This window comes from Bacteroidota bacterium, from assembly GCA_018266755.1.
Taxonomy (GTDB): Bacteria; Bacteroidota; Ignavibacteria; order Palsa-1295; family Palsa-1295; genus JAFDZW01.
This window is the reverse complement of record JAFDZW010000005.1, coordinates 281,334-300,500: the sequence shown is the minus strand read 5'-3', so window position 1 is coordinate 300,500 and position 19,167 is coordinate 281,334. Positions and strand designations below refer to the sequence as shown.

Annotated in this window: 12 protein-coding genes and 1 tRNA gene; 10 read left to right on the top strand and 3 right to left on the bottom strand. The window is 53.5% G+C overall.

Translation table 11 applies throughout. The annotated features are described in order from the left end of the window. Nucleotides 1-102 precede the first annotated feature (102 nt). Nucleotides 103-1,713 (top strand): OmpA family protein, encoded by a 1,611-nt coding sequence (locus tag JSS75_05875; GenBank protein ID MBS1903213.1) that lies wholly within the window; start codon nt 103-105, stop codon nt 1,711-1,713. Nucleotides 1,714-1,780: 67 nt separating this feature from the next. On the opposite strand, the gene rocF is transcribed toward JSS75_05875, so the two are convergent. Further along, the gene (gene rocF, locus JSS75_05870; protein ID MBS1903212.1) at nt 1,781-2,728 is read right to left on the bottom strand and encodes an arginase; all 948 of its coding nucleotides are present in this window, start codon (nt 2,726-2,728) and stop codon (nt 1,781-1,783) included. A 10-nt stretch (nt 2,729-2,738) separates the two neighbouring features. Further along, nucleotides 2,739-3,587, bottom strand: coding sequence for an acetyl-CoA carboxylase carboxyltransferase subunit beta (locus tag JSS75_05865; GenBank protein ID MBS1903211.1), 849 nt, complete (start codon nt 3,585-3,587; stop codon nt 2,739-2,741). Between the two features lie 63 nt (nt 3,588-3,650). Here JSS75_05865 and JSS75_05860 point away from each other — a divergent pair, with 63 nt between their 5' ends. The 9 genes from JSS75_05860 to JSS75_05820 all read left to right on the top strand — a co-directional run bounded on the left by JSS75_05860 (nt 3,651) and on the right by JSS75_05820 (nt 18,024). Continuing rightward, complete coding sequence (locus JSS75_05860; protein ID MBS1903210.1) at nt 3,651-4,562, top strand: DUF4835 family protein; 912 nt, start codon at nt 3,651-3,653, stop codon at nt 4,560-4,562. 251 nt (nt 4,563-4,813) lie between these two features. Beyond that, on the top strand, nt 4,814-10,444 hold the full coding sequence (locus tag JSS75_05855) for a T9SS type A sorting domain-containing protein (GenBank protein ID MBS1903209.1): 5,631 nt from the start codon (nt 4,814-4,816) through the stop codon (nt 10,442-10,444). 116 nt (nt 10,445-10,560) lie between these two features. Then, nucleotides 10,561-10,635 (top strand) — tRNA-Val (locus JSS75_05850). Between the two features lie 161 nt (nt 10,636-10,796). Beyond that, nucleotides 10,797-11,255, top strand: coding sequence for a 4Fe-4S binding protein (locus tag JSS75_05845; GenBank protein ID MBS1903208.1), 459 nt, complete (start codon nt 10,797-10,799; stop codon nt 11,253-11,255). Between the two features lie 261 nt (nt 11,256-11,516). After that, nucleotides 11,517-12,041, top strand: coding sequence for a Rieske 2Fe-2S domain-containing protein (locus JSS75_05840; GenBank protein ID MBS1903207.1), 525 nt, complete (start codon nt 11,517-11,519; stop codon nt 12,039-12,041). A 27-nt stretch (nt 12,042-12,068) separates the two neighbouring features. Next, a complete protein-coding gene (locus JSS75_05835; GenBank protein ID MBS1903206.1) occupies nt 12,069-13,094 on the top strand; it encodes a cytochrome b N-terminal domain-containing protein in 1,026 nt (341 codons plus the stop codon). A gap of 55 nt (nt 13,095-13,149) precedes the next feature. Next, nucleotides 13,150-14,061, top strand: a complete 912-nt coding sequence (locus JSS75_05830; protein MBS1903205.1) for a cytochrome C — start codon at nt 13,150-13,152, stop codon at nt 14,059-14,061. Between the two features lie 41 nt (nt 14,062-14,102). Continuing rightward, entirely contained in the window at nt 14,103-17,156 is a 3,054-nt protein-coding gene (locus JSS75_05825; protein MBS1903204.1) for a c-type cytochrome, read from the top strand. A gap of 73 nt (nt 17,157-17,229) precedes the next feature. Then, a complete protein-coding gene (locus JSS75_05820; GenBank protein MBS1903203.1) occupies nt 17,230-18,024 on the top strand; it encodes a hypothetical protein in 795 nt (264 codons plus the stop codon). On the opposite strand, the gene nhaA is transcribed toward JSS75_05820, so the two are convergent. After that, entirely contained in the window at nt 18,011-19,162 is a 1,152-nt protein-coding gene (gene nhaA / locus JSS75_05815) for a Na+/H+ antiporter NhaA (protein MBS1903202.1), read from the bottom strand. The two genes, JSS75_05820 and nhaA, sit on opposite strands and share 14 nt — an antisense overlap. Nucleotides 19,163-19,167 lie beyond the last annotated feature (5 nt).

Below are 19,167 nucleotides of genomic sequence, written 5' to 3'. Positions count from 1 at the left end.
CGGCATAAATACACATTTTTGTCCTTCGGGGTTCCGCTCGAAATTGCCTCGCTCATCTTCGGCAGTAGTATCTTTGTGCGTATACATTCAATATCCTTCACCATGAAGTTACTCAGACCATTCCTTGCGCTTGTATTACTTGCTATTGCTTCGAGTATTAGTTTCGCGCAGCGCGATCCGTCGCTGATTAGTTCTCGGCACTACATTGGTGCGGAAATAGGACTCAATGACTCGTGGCTCTCCGGAGGTACTAATTTCTTCTGGGCATATACATACCCATATTCCGACGATCCAACGAACCCAGTCATCGCTCCGCTTGCTTTCAACAGTCTCGGGAGCGGACTCGGCTTCCATGTTGCACTCACGGGCGATTTTGCACTTTCGGATCTACTTGCAATCCAGGCTAAGTTCTTCTATCGTCAGAATCATACGTCGTCCACGGAACAGCAGACAGCGTCGTGCTCCGACGTTAGCGGGGGATCTGCCGGGACGGCAACGTTTGAAAGTAACTATTCCATGACGTTGTCTTACCTCGGGGGTGACCTCGGACTACGGATTCAGTTCGTCCCCGAAAGCTTTTACGGGACAGTTGGACTGGAGTACAGTTCGTTGTCCTCTAACAAGTTTTCAGGAGGAGAATCCATCGTGAGTTCGACAAACGGGTGTCAGTTTCTGACCCTGCCCAGCGGCGGATTAACGGGACAAACTTCATTGTCGATCCCTGAACAATCGACGAGCGGATATTTCAATAGTTCTCAACTTCACCTCAAGATCGGAGTTGGAACGTTCATTCGGCTTGGGGGAAGCAACGTGGTACTTACGCCGGAAATTGCAATTGGAATTCCACTTTCGAATGTACTTGCAAGCAATCAGGTCGATGCGTATAAAGCAGGATACCCGTCGAACAACTCCTTCAACCCTTCCTACGCCAGCGCAACACCACCAAGTTTGTGGTACGCATCGGCATCGATTGGCGTGAAGATCCCGTTTGGTGCACTCTCGCGTGAAGAACAGGCACAATACGAGCCGCAGGACGGGGCGACTCAGCAAACATCTACACCGTCCGAAACCCAGTCGGCTGTCCCGCACGAGACAAAAAAGACGACGTTATCCGGCCGGGTGACCGATGCCGAATCAGGCGATCCGGTAAAGGCGAATGTCACCGTGGTTGATTTGGGGAAGAATAAAGTTGTCAAGAAGACCAAGACCGACCCCGACGGAAAGTATAGTGTCGATGTTGACGGGCCAGGGAAGTACTCGGTCACGGCAGATGCCGACAAGTACTTATTCGGCTCTGCATATTATGAGGTGGATGACCAAGGTCGTATTCTCGATGGAGACCACGATATCAAACTGCAGTCATCCACTCATGGCCATGTTCGGTTGCTGGTGTTCTTTGATTTCGGCAAGGACGATCTTCGCGGTGAGTCGGTGCCGGAGCTCGATCGTGCAGTCGGGATAATGAAGGCAAACCCAAAGATGCGCGTTGAGATCGCCGGTTACACTGATAATGTTGGTAGCGATGCGGTGAATCGAGATCTATCGCTTCGACGCGCGAACGCCGTCCGGAAATATCTCATCGACCATGGAATCGAGCCGGGGCGGATTATTGCAAAAGGCTATGGGGCGGAAAATCCGATCGCTCCGAACGATACTGACGAGGGGCGAGCTTCCAATCGCCGCGTCGAGTTCGTGGTTAAGAAAGCCTCGTAGAAATGAACGTTGAAGCGAAAAACGGCCCGCAGTGCGGGCCGTTTTCATATAAGAGTGTGAACTGAGTTTAGAGTATTCGTTTGCCCATACTGCTGGCGATGAGCTCGGCAGCGAACTCAGCGCTCGCATTGCGATTGTCCAGAATCGGATTGACCTCAGCAATCTCGAAGGACGACATATACCCCGTATCTGCAATCGACTCCATGATCAGATGGGCTTCACGATAGGTTAGACCGCCAGGTACCGGTGTACCGACCCCGCCGGCAACCGTCGGATCGACGGAGTCGAGGTCAAAACTGACATGTAGGTGATCCACCTTCGCACGCATAGCATTGAGCATTTTCGCGATGATCCGGTGTACACCTTGCTTGTCGAGATCGGTCATCGTATACGCATCGATCTTGAGCTTTTTAATCAGTTTGCGCTCGCCCTCGTCGATCGAGCGGAGCCCGATGATGCCAAGTTGATGCGGTGCGAGTTTGACAAATTCGCCACCAACGTTTATAAGTTCGGGTGCGCCAATGCCCAGAGACACAGCCAGTGGCATGCCGTGAATGTTACCGCTCGGCGTTGTCTCGACGGTGTTCATATCCGCATGAGCATCGATCCAGATTACACCCAGACGTTTCTTCGTCTTGTGGCAATGCGCAGCAATACCGGAAATCGTACCGATTGCCATCGAGTGATCGCCACCGAGTACCATCGGAAATTCGTCATGGTCGAGTGCCGATTCTACTTCCGACGCCAATGCTTCACACGCATTCGCAATTTGCGGGAGGTACTTGAGCTTCGGATTTTCGATGCGATATATCTCCGGCGGATTGATATCGATGTCGCCACTATCGAGGACAGTGTATCCAAGCGCAGTGAGTTTCTCCGATACGCCAGCGATGCGCAGTGCGGACGGCCCCATATCGACACCACGGCGATCTGCACCGAGATCCATCGGAAACCCGATGAGTCGAACGCGCCACTCCTGTGCCGCTTGTCGTTTGTCTTTTGTCTCCGGACTCATACGGGTTCGGTTAGGGGAGGAGTTGTCGCAACAACGTGACGACGGTCTGCTTCATTTCTTTCCGATCGACGACCAGATCGGCGAATCCGTGTTCGAGAACGAACTCGGCACGTTGAAAACCCGGCGGTAATTTCTTGCGGATCGTCTGTTCGACAACACGCGGCCCGGCAAAGGCGACAAGTGACTTCGGCTCGGCGATGTTCACATCGCCAAGCATTGCGAAGCTTGCAGTAACACCTCCCGTGGTTGGGTCGGTCAAGATTGAGAAATACGGCAACCTCGCTTCCGCAAGTTCGGCAAGCTTGGCGCTCGTTTTCGCCATTTGCATGAGCGAGATTGCTGCTTCCTGCATTCTGGCGCCGCCGGAGCTTGCGATCACGATGTAGGGCGAGCGATTTGCGATCGCCAGATCCACTCCGCGGGCAAACTTCTCGCCGACGACCGATCCCATCGATCCGCCGACAAAGTCAAAGTCCATCGAGCCGAGGACGACCGGAATCGAATCCATCGTACCGACGACGATACGCATCGCCTCGTTGAGGCCGGTCTTTTTGCGCGCATCGGTTACGCGGGCGGGGTACGGTTTCGTATCGACGAAGTGTAACGGATCGCCAGGCGCGAGATTCGCAGCATGTTCGGTGTAGACACCGTCGTCGAGGAGGATCTGAAAATACTCGTCACTGCCAATCCGGAAGTGTTTGCCGCACTTCGGGCAGGTGAACAGATTGTCCTCGAGCTGCTTCTTATATAAGATCTCTTTACAATCGGCACATTTGACCCACATCCCATCTGGCAGGGTATCGGTCGTGGGTTTTGCCGTACTATCGATATTTTCCTTGGATCGAGCGAACCAAGCCATAGAATCTTTTGATTTTGTACTACGTACCCAGAGGCATCAATGCCAATCATTGCACATAGTCGCATGAATACTCTTCGTCATCTCGTTCTGTTCGTCGTACTGCTCGCCATGACAGGTGCAGCATACTCGCAAGAACTCAATTGCAAGGTCAACGTCAATACACAAGCGCTGAGCACCGAAGAGCGTATCGTGTGGGATGGTTTCGCCACGGATGTCGAAGCATATCTCAACACGTACGCGTGGACAACAAACTTTTCGGGTCAGAAAATTCAGTGTACCATGACATTCAATATCAAGGGTTCAAACGGCTCTTCCTATAATGTCCAACTCTTTGTCCAGAGCGTCCGCCCGATCGCGGGCACGACACAGCTTGCGACGATGGCCCGTTTCCTCGATGACAATGTAACCTTCGACTATACGCGTGGAATGGCACTGCAACATTCGGGCAATTACCGAGATCTTGAGAGTGTCCTTGATTATTACGCGCAAATTATCATCGGACTCGATCAGGATTCCTACACCCCCGAACTCGGCTCGGTGGCATTTCAGCATGCGCAGGAGGCTGCGCTCGTTGCCAATGCCGCAAGCGGGGCGGGATGGGACAGACTGGTTACCTCCAGCGGTGCATTTTCCCGTGTCGGGTATGTCGAAGACCTTGCTTCGCCCGGAACGAGGGTCATCCGAGATCTTTGGCAGAGCTATCATGTAAACGTTCTCGACCGGATGATGTCCGATGAAGACGGAGCCCGGAATGCGTACGCAGGGATAATCGATACACTCATCGAAATCAAACGCAGTAGTTCGGACCTCGACAGAAGTGTCTTTTTCAAGACGATGTTTAATTCCAAATACACGGAGCTGGCTGATTTTGGCCGGTGGTTCAAAGACAATGCGGATGTGTATTTCCGGAAGCTCAAGTATCTCGATCCGGGTCACGCGAATTTTTACGAGGACGCGTATAGCAAACTCAACTAAGGGCAGTAATCTTTCCCTAGTCTAACGAATTGTCCCGGATTGAGGTTGTATCGTTCATGATCGTCAGAGGTCGCGTACCCCGTCCTATTTTGTTGTCAGTTCTCGCGGTACTGCTCGGTTATGTACTGCTTGGGGGAGTTGCATTCGCTCAGAAGAATGCAAGACTCGTTCGACGTCCTGTTGAGAGCCACCGGGAGCATCCGGTACCCCGTTCCAGATTCATTGCTCGTCCGGCACCACCTCTCAGACACGTGGGGCAATCGGTCAGTGCCAGCCCAATCGAACTGAAAACCAACCTGAGCGGCAAGCAGGGCACCATCACAATCTTGGGTTCACTCGGCCGTGCATTTACGACCCCATGTACCGAGAAGATTGAACAGGCCGACGGACGAACGTTCTCCGTGCTGCGGTGGGCCAAGATATCGCCGACTTCCATGCCTCGAGGGACGTTGCTTTCGTCAATCCGACGGCCCGGTGCCCCCGAGATCCCGACTGTGGGTGTAACGCTTGCCATCCCTCTTGGCGCACGCAACCTCCGAGCACAGATCGTCTCCACCGATGAACAACTTCTGCAACACGCGCTGCTTGCACCGGCGCCGACCCACATTCGCGACAGTATTGGACCGCGTGTGTATTCGGCTTCGGTGTATTCCACAACGGGGCTAGGTCGCACGGTGTCGATTTCGAGGACGGCGCGTTTCCGCCGAGTTCGGTTCGTGACCATCTCGATACCGCTTGCACAGGTAGCGGGGGATGATGTTCGCGCCCGAACAAAATTTTCCGTGCAAGTAGGTTTCGATCTCGACGCGCCGGTTGCACCGTCGACGGCAACGAGCCTTGATCCCGCGTTTGACGCGGCATATAGAGCGATGGTTGCGAATGCAAACGATCTGGCCAGTTTTGCAGCCCCATTTCATTCACTGCCGACCAAGAATACGCCGCGTACACTTGTAAATGGAGGGACGTTCGACACGACTGTGTCGGCGTGGATCGATCCGTCCGCCCCGTATATCAAGCTGACCGTCACGCGAACAGGGCTATATCGCATCAGTGCACAAGAATTGATTACCCGCTCGGGCAATCAGAGTGTGGCAAACTGGCAGCCGGATGCGATCCGACTGATGAATCACGGGAAAGAGGTACCGATCTGGGTCGACGCAAGCGCAGGAGTGCTGACAGCCATTGAATTTTATGGCGAGCGGTATCCGGGTTTCCCGAATGAGTACTATAGTTGGGAGACCGATTCGAATGCATACTTTCTGACCACGAGCAATCGCTCTCAGACGCCCCCGCTTCGTTATACGCAAGGGGCCATTGTTTCGCCCGGTCAAACGCTCGACCGCGGGATCGTGACGATGCACCACGAGCGAGATCTCAACTACTACGGCGGCGATGAAGTATCGGATCAATCGACCACGTTGCACCGATACAACTGGATTCCCGGAGAGCGGTTTGTATGGCAGTTCATGCGCAATAACAATACCTCTGTTCTGGACACGTTCGTGCTCCCGTCATTTGCATCCGATACTGCTGGGCAGTTTGCCGATCTGCGTGTATTTGTGCGCGGGATGTCTAAACAGCTTGTGCAGCAGGATACACACACATGCCGCGTCGTGGTCAATGGCACGAAAATCTCCGATGCCGTATTCACCGATTTTGATGAGGATCTCGTGCAACTCCGTGTGCCAATGGGGCTGCTACACGGCGGGAGTAATGTTGTCAGTATCCTCTTCCCGAATAATAATCAGGATTCCTGGTACCTCGATTATACCGAACTTTCATTTCAATCTCCGCTTGCCCCTTCCAGTGACACGGCCATAGCAAAAGGTCAATGGTCGTATATATGCGATCTGACTTCGGGGGATCGTTCTGTTAAATTGAGTAGCAGTAATGGAGCCCCGACCCTATTCGATCTTGATCGCAGAATTCGCTCCACACCGGTGTCGTCGAGCGGTAATGATTATCATTACAATGTTGCCTCGTTGCCGCAGTTGCTCCACGTTGCAGCGGCGACGTCGTCGACGTTCCTCTCCCCGGATAGAGTAGAGGACAGGACTGGGGTGATCGCGTCCTTGCTCGATACGTCTTCAGGGGCAGATTACATCATTATTACACACCCAAGCTTCAAGCATGCATCCGATGCATTAGCGCTTCGTCGTGCGACGAGTGACGGGTTTCGCACGAAAGTCGTTACGACTGACGCTATTTTCGATGCGTTCGGCTTTGGCTCGAACGTCCCCGAGGCGTTGCAACGCTATCTGCAATTCGCGTACCAACAGTATCCTGGCGTGCCGCCGTCGTTTGTGACGCTGATGGGGGATGGAACCTGGGATCCGAAGGTATCAATGCCGACGACAAATCATCGGGACTTCGTTCCGACCTTCGGCGTACCGTCGAGCGACTACTATTTCACTGCCGCACAAGGAACGGGGTTTCCCGACTCGGTTGTCTCGAACATGGTAATCGGCCGCATCTCGGTAGAAACACCGGATGAAGCCGAGGCGGCGGTTCGGAAGATCGTCGAGTATGAAACACGTCCGCCTGCCGATTGGAATCGGAACATGCTCTTTGTCATTGGTGGCAGTGACCCGCTTGAAAATTCACGATTGTTCGGCGATGCGTGGGCCTCTATTCATGATCCGAACTATGCATTTATCAGTGCTCCACCGATGAATGCCCGAACGTCGATGATTCGCCGCACAAATTTTTCAAATAGTCTGGATGCGGATCATATCGAAGAGATTCAGTCGGCATTTCAGCGCGGGATCGGCTTCATGTACTTCTTCGGTCACGGAGCGCCGTTCATTACCGATATAGTGATGCCGGAGGTTGGGACGCTTCGCAATGAAGGTATGTACCCAGTCTTTCTTACGCTATCCTGCCGAACGGGCGCATTTGCAGAACCGAATCTGATCTCGCTCAACGAGTCCTTCCTGCGAAGCGCTTCATCCGGGGTTATCATGACGTTCGGCACGACGGGATTCGGGGAAGTCGACTACGACTTTTATATGTCGAACCGAATCTTCCAACTCATGAAGGAAGATACCATTATCGGACGTTTGCCGAGGAGTGGCGCACATGTCATCAACTTCCCGACGATCTGTACGATTTCGAAGATCATTCAATCGGTGTATTCTGCAAATCTGGGATTGCAGTACGGACAGGACAATTCGTTGTTTGAATACACAGTCCTTGGCGACGCGGCGCTTGGCTTCAGCTTCCGGCCGCAGCCGGAATTTCACATCGAGGCCTCGGATGTCAGTTTGAAGTCGTCGAACGGTACGGTACGTTCGACCTATAGTATTTTCGATTCGACGGTTTCGATCACTGCCACACTTCATAATTACGGATACTCGGCGACCACCCCGGTGATAGTTTCCATCACCGATGTGGTCAATGGCAATTCGTCGACGATACGCGATACGATCGGGGTGTTCGACACGACCGTCACGCTTACGGAAGTATTAACACTCGATACATCGAGTATCGGACTTCATTCGCTGCATATCTATATCGATTCGCTGAATCAATTTCCCGAAACGAACGAACTCGATAACGAAGCGATCGTCTCCTTTTCCGTCTCCGGAGGCTATACGCAGATCGTCTTTCCGCCGGAAGGTGCGAAAAATTTCTGCGATATCCGTTTGGACTCGCTTCGTGTGAGCATTACCGTCCCATCGCCCCAAGCGCTCACCGGCTTCGATGTTCAGGCTGATACGACGGTTGCATTTACGAACCCACGGACACTGTTCGAGGTCACCACAGACAGCGAGACATATTATTCGCGGATGATTGCAACTGCTGATCTTCCGAATCCGAGTAGTGGAGTGATATGGTGGAGGACGATCGCACATCCGAAAAATAAACCGGACGAACCGTCGCCAGCTTCGAGTTTCTCGATTCGGCTAACACAGGAGAGGTCATCGTTGTCGTATACGACTCCCGATCAACTCGCTCGTACCGTCGTTACCGGACTCGTAGTGGATCAGGCTAACGGCGCATTGTTGCTGCCGAACAACGAAGAGGTTCGCTACGACATCGAGGCGCGAGGCCTTCAGGATACGAATGTGAATCTCCTTCCATCGGGACATGTCTATTTGAACGATACGACACTTTTGTATAAGACTCGTCGCGTGGCCGACGGGGGGTTCTTCAATGGAGTGATGCTGCTTGTGCTTTCGAACGACGGGCAAAGCCTGCAATCGGTATTCGAGTTCGAGAATGCACATAACGATTCGGTTGGTTATGGCCAGATGCTTGCCGATTCGTTCTCGACGATTATCGCCGGTTTGCCGAACGCGACGAAAGCGATCGTGCTCACGAACCTACAGCCGTTCATCGTCGGCTTTACAACCAATCCGAAAGTGACCGCAGCGCTTCAGCAACTCGGCTCGGCCGGTGGTATGGTCACGCTGCCGTATTTCGGTTCGTATGCGCTCATTGGCGAGAAGGGGCTCGATAGCGGCAAAGCCCGCGAACAGATCGCTGTCGCAGGAAAGGATGGGGTGCATCTCCTTGATACGGTACGGATCACTCGGAAGCAGGGTAGAGCACTGTTCCCGGCCACCAGTGCCGCGAGTGCCTACGGTACACTGCGCTGGAGCACATCGAACGTGACACCGAACAGTGCCGTACGCTTGCTGGTGTTAGGCTCGCGCAAACATACGGGACAGGTCGATACGGTGAGAGTGCTCGATGGTCTCATTGCGAATTCCGCCGACCTATCGACTATCGATCCCCGGACGTACGATCAGATCCAAATTGCACTGACGATCGAACGTGACTCGATAACGCTTTCGAGTCCGGCGTTCACGTCGCTCGATCTTCAATATGACCTAGCGCCGGAATTCTTCCTGGATCCGATGCTGCTTTCGCTCACACCTACCTCTATTATGGAGGGTCTGTCCGCGCAGATCCGATATAGCTGTTCGAATTTGCTGTGTGTTGACGGCTCCAACATTCCGGTAGTCCTTGTGCGATCATTTGGGGGAAAGAACGACACACTCGCCCGACACAATATCGATCATCTCTCCGGACATGCCAGTACAACGTTTGTCGATAGCATTACCACGTATGGGTTACTGGGCGATGTGGTCTATACGGCAATCGTCAACCCTGGTATGGCGGTGAATGAGGAGTCGGACCTGAACAATGCCGCTTCTGCTACGCTGCATGTTCTGCGCGACAGCCTTAAACCGACGATCGATGTGCTCTTCGACGACCATCATATCAATTCGCGGGACAATGTCGCATCGAAGGTTCGAATCAATGCGCGATTGTTCGATGCAAATCCGGTGCGAGTATCCGATTCGAGTGCAATTGGGATGATGCTCATCCAGATCGATCCACCTGCGACTACCCCCTGGATATTCAAGGGCGGAAAACTAACCGAGGGCTTCAGTACGTCGTTTGCGACGTTGCCAACCGGAGGAATACAGGCGACGCTCCTTACATCTCGTGACAGCGGGCTTGCGCCCGGAACGTACGATCTTTCCGCTTGGGCTATCGATGCAAGCGGCAACAAGACTGATACCGTAGATTTTGAATTTGTGGTTGCAGGGAAGAACTCGCTGCAACAAGTCATGAATTATCCGAATCCGTTCAAGGATAAGACATGGTTTACGTATCGACTCACCGCATCCGGGACGTCGGAGGTGAAGGTCGTGATCTATACGATTGCGGGTCGAAAGATACGAACACTCACCCAGGGCACATCCAATCAACGGGTAGGCATTAATGCGATCGAGTGGGATGGCCGCGATGAAAATGGCAACGAGGTCGGCAACGGTACGTACCTCTATAAATTGATCCTTGACGGCACTAATGAAGATGGAACAGCCGCTCATCAGGCTGTATTAGAGCGTACCGTACGCTCACGGTAGGGCTGTATCATCGAAGGGTAGTCTCTCGCCACTATCCACAATTTCCCGAATTTCCCACTGTATTTTGATTCTGTTTGTATTTTTGTAATTCTCTGGACAGAGACTCGACGAATGTCGGGCGCTTAGCTCAGCTGGTTTAGAGCGTCTCGCTTACACCGAGAAGGTCGGGGGTTCGAACCCCTCAGCGCCCACAATGCGGGCCGGTGTCGGATCAGATGATGAACCATAACCCCATGGGTTTGGCCAGTCTGCTCCGGTAGCGGTCGCCGAAGTGAACAAGCGTTGTGTAGAACTTGTTATACGCACACTCATTCCCACGACGCTCGATTTGAGAAGCTCGTAACGAACTCTGATGGCTCAAGGACCAGTATCTGGGGCAGTCCCGCCGTGGCTCAAACAGGGGGCTGACCGTTCGATCAAAGGCCCGGGCGCAGGAGCACCTGCCGCCCCCGCATCTGCGGCTGCTGCACCTGCGGCCGCTTCTGCCGCTGCAACGGCCGTCGCCGAGGCACCTGCCGCAGCTCCAGCCAAAAAGAAAAAAGCAAAACTACTCGCCGTCGTGCACATGGAAGGCTGCACGGGGTGCGATGTCTGCGTCGAGTTCTGTCCGGTCGACTGCATCTACCATATACCCGGACCGGAACATATCCTTGAGTATAACCCGCATGCTGCTGTCAACGGCGTCGTCATGATCGACGAAGCCACATGCATCGGCTGCAAACTCTGTGCAAAGTATTGCCCATGGGAGACGATCGAAATGATCGACTCCGACGTGCTCGAAGAAGCTCGTCAAATGGGTGTGACCTATTGATCGTACATAGACGATCGATGTGGTGTGATCAAGTTTGAGATGTCATAGACCATGGCTGACGATATCAAGAATAGCGAACAATTAGCGGATCTGCCATTTCTGGAGATCCCTCGTCCTGAAGAGGCGGGTACTCATCCGACGAGTACGCCGAATATGCCTCCGATGAAGAATGCACCGGAAGAACTGAAGGAAGTTGCGGCAAAAGCTGCTGACCCTTCTTCCGCAACTGCCCGCAAGGCGACACCGCCCGAGAAGGTGCGGATGGCCAAGCCGCTTCCGAAGCAAGAGGACGATCCGGGTACGTGGGAATTCGGACGTCGCAGCTTCCTGCGTGCATCCGGCTGGATGGGCTTCTTTGGTTTTATTACCATTGCAACCGTCGGCGCGTTGCGCATGATGTTCCCGCGCACGCTCTACGAACCGCCGAAGGTGTTTAAGGCGGGCATGCCGAACGAGTACTTGACGGATACGGTCTCCGAAAAGTATAAAGACACCGAGCGTGTATGGATCTGCCGCGACGAAGAGAAGATATACGCACTCGTCGCGATTTGTACGCACCTCGGTTGTACACCCCGCTGGCTTGCTGCGGAGAATAAGTTCAAATGTCCCTGCCACGGGTCAGGATTCACCTTTGCAGGAATCAACTTCGAAGGACCGGCACCTCGTCCGCTCGAGCGCGCCAAGATCACGCTCACCGAAACCGGCGAACTGCTCGTCGATAAGGGCACGACCTATCGCTTTGAGAACGGCGATTGGGACAAACCGGATGCATTCATCAAAGTGTAATAACAATCAAGCGTCTCAAGAGAAAGTATGGCACTGAAACTACCGTTCGTACCACCGAAGCCGCCGCCAATTGAGAAGCTGAAAAAGGACATCACGCAGCATGAAGCGTGGAAGTCCATTTTCCGGCACGGGTACCAGGATAACCAGCGTAACCGCGCACTGCAGATCGTCGACAACGTCTTTCTGCATTTGCACCCGGTTCGCGTTACCCGACACGCCACCAACTATGCCTACACATGGGGCATGGGCGGAATTACCTTTTTGCTCTTCATCGTCCTGACGATTACCGGCATCATCCTGATGTTCTGGTATCGTCCGACGGAAGCCTTCGCGTTTCAGGATATGAAGGCCCTCATGACGGACGTTGCATTCGGACCGATCATTCGAAATATGCACCGATGGGGTGCGCACTCGATGGTCATGACGGTCATGTTGCACATGTTCCGTGTATTCCTGACAGGTTCGTATAAGCCGCCGCGCCAGTTTAACTGGGGCGTTGGTGTTATTCTGCTTCTGCTGACGTTCCTTCTGTCGTTCACGGGATACCTCTTGCCGTGGGATCAGCTCGCAATCTGGGCGGTCACAGTGGGTACGAACATGGCGCGTGCAGTACCGCTGCAAGGCTCCGAAGGACCGTTCTCGAATTACCTCGGTCTGCGGCCGGATAACGATATTCGTTTTATCCTGCTTGGCGGAACGATGGTAGGCGAGCCGACGCTGCTTCGCTTCTATGTCGGTCACTGTATTTTCCTGCCGTTTATCGCTGCCACGTTGATGGCTGTTCACTTCTGGCGTGTCCGCAAAGACGGCGGTATTTCCGGCCCGGTCGTCGATACGAAGGCGAGCGCCGGCGCGAAGTACATTGCCGAGAAAATGGCTGAGCGTCGCATCGGTCAGGTGAAGGGTGTTTCGAGCAATGGTAACGGAAAAGCTCCGGCGCCTGCAAAGGCACCGGCCGCACCGAAGCCTGCCGCAGCTCCTGCAGCCGCACCGGCCGCCGGTGGCGCGGCTCCGGCTGCTGGAAAGCCTGCACCGCCCTGGCTGAAGAAGTAAGCGACCACGTACAGGAACGACGAATTTAGAACCTACACACTTCTAGTTTACAGCAATGGAAGGTTTACAGAATTTTTGGAAGATCGTCAGCGTCCCGGACAATGTGCCGATCGTGCTGATGATATTCTTCGTCGCGTTCTACTGTTGGCTAGCGTATAAACAAGCTCGCCGCAACGATCGCTATGGGATCGAAGAAGCAAAGCAGGCCGATAAGGTGCAGACATGGCCGTACCTCGTGAAGATCGAATTCCTCGTGACGATTATCGTCATGATCATCCTCACGGTGTGGTCGATCAAAATCAACGCACCGCTTGAAGAGCCCGCCAATCCGACGCTGACGCCGAATCCGTCGAAAGCGCCATGGTACTTCCTCGGGTTACAGGAAATGCTTGTGTATTTCGATCCGTGGATCGCTGGCGTGATGCTGCCGACATTTATCATTCTCGGATTGATTCTTGTCCCATATATCGATATTAATCCGAAAGGGAATGGCTACTATACGTTTAAGGAGCGTCCGTTCGCGATCAGCGTCTTTTCGATCGGCTTTTTGATCCTGTGGGTAGCGCTCATCGTACTGGGCACGTTTATGCGCGGTCCGGGATGGTACTTCTTCTGGCCATGGGAATTCTGGGACACGCATCGAGTCGTTGCGCTAACGAACGTGGACTTGTTCGAGGCGATGGGCATCCCAAGTAAGAATATCGATGGCAGCTTCAATCTGTTGCAGGTGTTCCTTGGTATGGCATTGATCGGCGGCTGGCTGGTTGGTGTGCCGATGTACATCTGGAAAAAGTACAAAACCAAGAGCCCCGTGCTCAAAGAGATGGGTGTATGGAAGTACGGTACGGCCGCTGTGCTCTTTATGATGATGGCGGGCCTGCCGATCAAGATGTTCTTGCGTCTGATGTTTAACATCAAGTACGTGTGGGTGTTCGGTTTCGGACACGACCTGTTCTTCAATATCTAATCGAGTTTAGAACTCTGGTAGCGATATAGCGAAGTATGAGTATGACCAATCAAGCGCCCAAGAAAGCTCCGTGGTGGAATCCGGCAAAGTGGTTTGCCGTGCGCCGAAGCATTCCGGTCGAGCAGCGCTCGTATACGAAGATCTACGGCATTCTTTCGTTGCTCCTGTTTGCCTTTACGGTATGGGCAGTGCTCGACGAAGCAATGACCCGACGCCCGTGGAAGGATATTCAGGCCGATTTCAAATCGTTCAAGACCGCTCGTCTGCACATCGAGCGCAAGAAGGAGCTTGGGAAGATCGCCATCGACGTTCGCAAGTCTGTTCGGAAAGAACTGAGCACCGCGAAGAACGCTCTTGAAGGCGATAAGTACACCGCATCGCTCTCGAAGCTTGACGATATGGATAAGGAGATCGCGAAAGCAAAGCGCGATTACACCTTTACCAAGAGTCGTGCCGACGAAGCATATTATGTGCTTGACGAGGATCGTATCCAGCATAAAGACACCACCAGCGACGGCCATAAGCTTCGCGAGCTCGAGAAGGACATGGCTGCCCAGAAGACGGTCGTGGACGGATTGCAGGCAAAGCGAGATGCATATTTTGCGGCGAACGTTCAGGCGGTCCAGAAGCGTGTGAAGGCTGCACAGTCTGTGTATGATTCCGTATTCGCCGGTGTCATCGCGATCGATCGTAAGATCGAAGCGGTTGACAAGATGCCTATTCAGGTCAAACAGACCGTTCTCTATAACTACGAGAAGACGAACTTCAATAACCTCAAGATGCGCGTTGACCGTTGCGAAACGTGCCACTTGAGTTATGCCGACCCGTTGTTCAAGAACGATACCCTTATCTCGGGCGACAAGACCGAGATAGCGAACTGGAAAAAGGCGAATAAGTATAACGATCCCGAACACTACAAGATCAAGACAAACGGCGATACGGTCGTTGCAGTCGTCTCGGCGCTCTATCGCATGCACCCGAACGTCGACTTGATGATCAAGAAGCACCGCGTTGGCGAACCGACGGCGCCTGGTGTGCTCGGTTGTACGTCGTGTCACGAAGGACAGGGCCAATCGATCGTCTCGGAAGAATTTGCACACGGATTCGAACGGCATTGGTCGCAGCCACTGCTTACCGGTCATTACGTGGAATCGTCCTGTCAGAACTGTCACAGCGGGAAGTTTGACTTCGAGGACGCAAAGTATATTTCGATGGGGAAGAAGCTCTTTATCGGGTTTGGCTGCTATGGTTGCCATCCGATGCCGGGGCTGGAAGAGCAGACGGGTCAGGGGCCGTCGTTGCTAAACGTATCGAAGAAGGTCACGGCAGATTGGATGTACCAGTGGATCAAGAATCCGCGCGGATGGTCGCATTCGACACGCATGCCGAACTTCATGTTTACCGACGAGGAAGCACGTCAGGTCACGGCCTTTATTATGGATCGCTCGAAAGAGTCGAACTATGCGCCGCTCGCACATCGCTCGGGTGGCGGAGATGCGCTCAAAGGAAAGCAGACGTTCTTCGATGCCGGTTGCGTTGCATGTCATTCGATCGACGACTACAAGTCGGATGATCTCATGCGCGTGAAAGAAGGAAACAGTTTCGGTCCGAACCTCAATAAGGAAGGATCCAAAGTTACCGCTGAATGGCTCTTCGATTGGCTCAAGAACCCGAAGAACTACCAGGCGCATTCTCGTATGCCAAGCTTGCGTCTGAGCGACGATGAGGCGTCCGACCTTACGGCATATCTCATGCAGCATACAGGCTCGAACGACTCCGTAAAGACCGGCTTCACCGGTAGCCTGACCAATGCAGCCGATATCACTGCCGGCGAAAAGCTTGTCAAGGGCTACGGATGCTTCGGCTGTCATCAGATCAAGGGACTCGAAAAGGAATCGAAGGTCTCGGTCAGCCTCTCTACGTTCGGCAAGAAGACACCCGGTGAGCTCTTCTACGGTGACCTTGACGGAAAGGTGCTCGAAGGCTGGCGCCATACGTTCGAAAAGGCAGGCTTACCGCTCGGACAAGTCGATGAAGCGGAGATTCACGAAAGCCAGGATTGGTACACATGGACTGTCGGCAAGATGATGAACTCGCGCATCTATGCGACCGAGCGCATCACACAGAAAATGCCGAACTTCCAGATGTCAACGCAGGAGGCATACGCTCTTTCGGTATTCCTGCGTTCACAAACCGGCGTCTATGTTGCGCCAGGATACGGAGATTCGAAGACGGAAGCGAATCAGGTGGCGGTTGACAAGGGGCGGTTCTTCACTTACTGGAACAACTGCGTCGGCTGTCATAAGATCGAATCGGGCGGCGGATACGTTGCGAAGTTCATTAACGAAAAGTATGCCGGCGATCAGAACATCGCGTACTTCACTCCGCCGTTCCTTGGACCGGAAGGAAGTCGTGTTCAGGAAAACTGGCTGCATACGTTCTTGCAAGGACCGGTTAAAATCCGTCCGCTTGTCAAGATGCGCATGCCGAGCTATGGTTTCAGCGACGACGATATCTCGTTAGCGACGAATTACTTCCTCGGTCTGCATAAGCGTCCGTTCGTCTTGACAAACTATGAGTATCAGGCGAATGCATCGATGGTGCCGCATGGGAAGGAGATGTTCGATAAGCTGAAATGTCTGTCGTGTCACTATGTCGGCACCACCGGCGAAGCGACCGCAAAGGCACCGAACCTTGCGAACGTGAAGAAGCGCTTGCGGCCGGATTGGATCACGACATGGATCAGTCGCCCTGACTCCGTCATGCCTGGTACACCGATGACGGCATTCTGGGTGAGCGGCGGCAAGATGGCTGCTGCAGATCCGCAAATCCTCGGCGGCGATTACAAGATGCAGATCCAGGCTGTAAAGGATTATCTCGAATCGATCGGGACGGATGCCACGATTACGGCGACGCCGTATGCCGTTATCAACGGTAGCGCGAAGTACGTGCTTCCGAACGGCGATTACGAAGCCGCCATGCAGCGGACTGAAATGCCGACAGCCGCAAGTATGCTTACGAAGCCTGCTGCCGACGCGAAGAAGACGAGTTCGCTCATGCATACGAAGAAGCTTCACAAGTATGCGTCAAAGTAAGGCGATCGAGTAATATTCAACCAAAGCCCCGGTCGCTCACAGCGACCGGGGCTTTTCCATATCTGAGTATCGTATGACGATTCTAACCCGTTCGATTATTGTCGCAAGTATCTTCTTGGTTGGATGCTCAAAAAAACAAGCAGAGGATGACTCTGCGGCACCTGCTTCGGGGTATAGTGTTGAGAACGTCACTTCAGGTGGTTCTGTCAGTGGCCACGTGATGTTGGTTGGCGAGCATCCGGCGACCTCAATGCTCGAGACACAGAAGGATCAAGATGTGTGCGGTACCTCGCATCCGAACCCTGGAGCGCTTGGCAGCGGCAATGGGATCGGCGGGTGCGTGGTTGCGATCGAACATATATCCAAAGGCAAGGCCTTCGTCGAACAGAAGTGGGAGGTCGATCAGAAAGGTTGTGAGTTTATTCCGCATATACTCGCTGTGCCGGTTGGGAAGTCGATCGTCGTCGCCAATTCTGATGCGGCGTTGCATAATTTCCATATTACGAAGGGCACAGAGACAATCGTTAATGAGGCACAGCCCGAAAGCTCGCCGGCACGCGAAGTGAAGATGAAGACCCCCGGACTACTCGCCGTCACGTGCGATGTGCATCCGTGGATGCGAGGATATGTGTATGTCGCCGAGAATCCATACTATGCTGTGACGGATGCACAGGGCAGCTATTCGATCACGGACATACCGGCAGGCGATTACACGATCTCATTGTGGAGAGACAACTGGACTGTCGAGTTGGTGAAAGATGGCGAGGGAAGAATTCAATCGTACAAACGAGGCCCGGATTTCGTCAAGCAGCAACAGGTGCATATCGAAGCAGGAAAGCCTGTCTCACTCGATTTCACACTTCCGTAGACCCGAACACCCGAAGATACGCATACCCGATGATTCCGGAAAGCAACGATCCGCAGAGAATCGCTAGCTTCGCCTGATCGATCAGGTTCGGGGCCGTGAATGCCAGTTGGGTGATAAAGAGCGACATCGTAAAGCCGATTCCGCAGAGCATCGCAGCACCGACGAGTTGTTTGATCGGTATCGACGATCCCGCTGACCTTCCACGAGCAAGTAGCGCTGCAACGGTAATTCCAACAGGCTTGCCGACGATGAGCCCAAGTAACACCCCGAGTCCCGCGCCTGTAGTGATGGTCTCAATCATCGAATTACCGTGAATCGGAACGGCAGCATTCACCAGTGCAAAAAGTGGGACGATCCCAAATGCGATTATAGGATTCAGGCGGCGCTCAAACTGCTCCTGTATCTGAGATGCAGGTAGCAGAAGACCTGTCATCACTCCGGCGAGCGTTGGATGAATGCCGCTTTGGAGTAAGAGATACCACAATACAACTCCCGTAAATAGTATGAGCCACAGTGTGGCGGTCCCACGGTGTGCGATGCCCCATATCAACAGTATCAACACCACACTTGCAACGAGATAGGGGAGAGAGAGTGACCCGCCGTAGAAGAGCGCGATGATTACTACTGCACCAAGATCATCGATGATCGCAAGTGCTGCTACGAAGATCCTCACGGATCGCGTGATACGGTCACCGAGAAGCGACAGTACTCCAAGCGAAAATGCAATGTCCGTGGCCGAGGGGATCGCCCATCCTCGAGCAGCCACCCCATTGCCCGCAACTGCAAGATAGATCAGCGCAGGGGCCGCCATTCCGCCAATCGCTGCAATGACGGGAAGTCGCCGGGCAGTAGGTGTCGAGAGTTCTCCGCGAGTGAGTTCGCGTCGTATCTCCATACCGACGCCGAGAAAAAATAAGCTCATCAACCCGTCATTGATCCAATCGAGAATGGTTAAGGTGTGACCGTTGTGCTCCAGCAAAACGGGCTGCGTGATGATACTCGTGAAGTGATCGGCGAGCGGAGAATTGGCAAGAACGAGCGAAACGATCGTGGTCACAATGAGCACGATTCCCCCCGTTGCCTCCGACCGGAAGAATGCCGTAAATACCGAGCTGCTATGACGCGAACTGACTGTCATGCGGT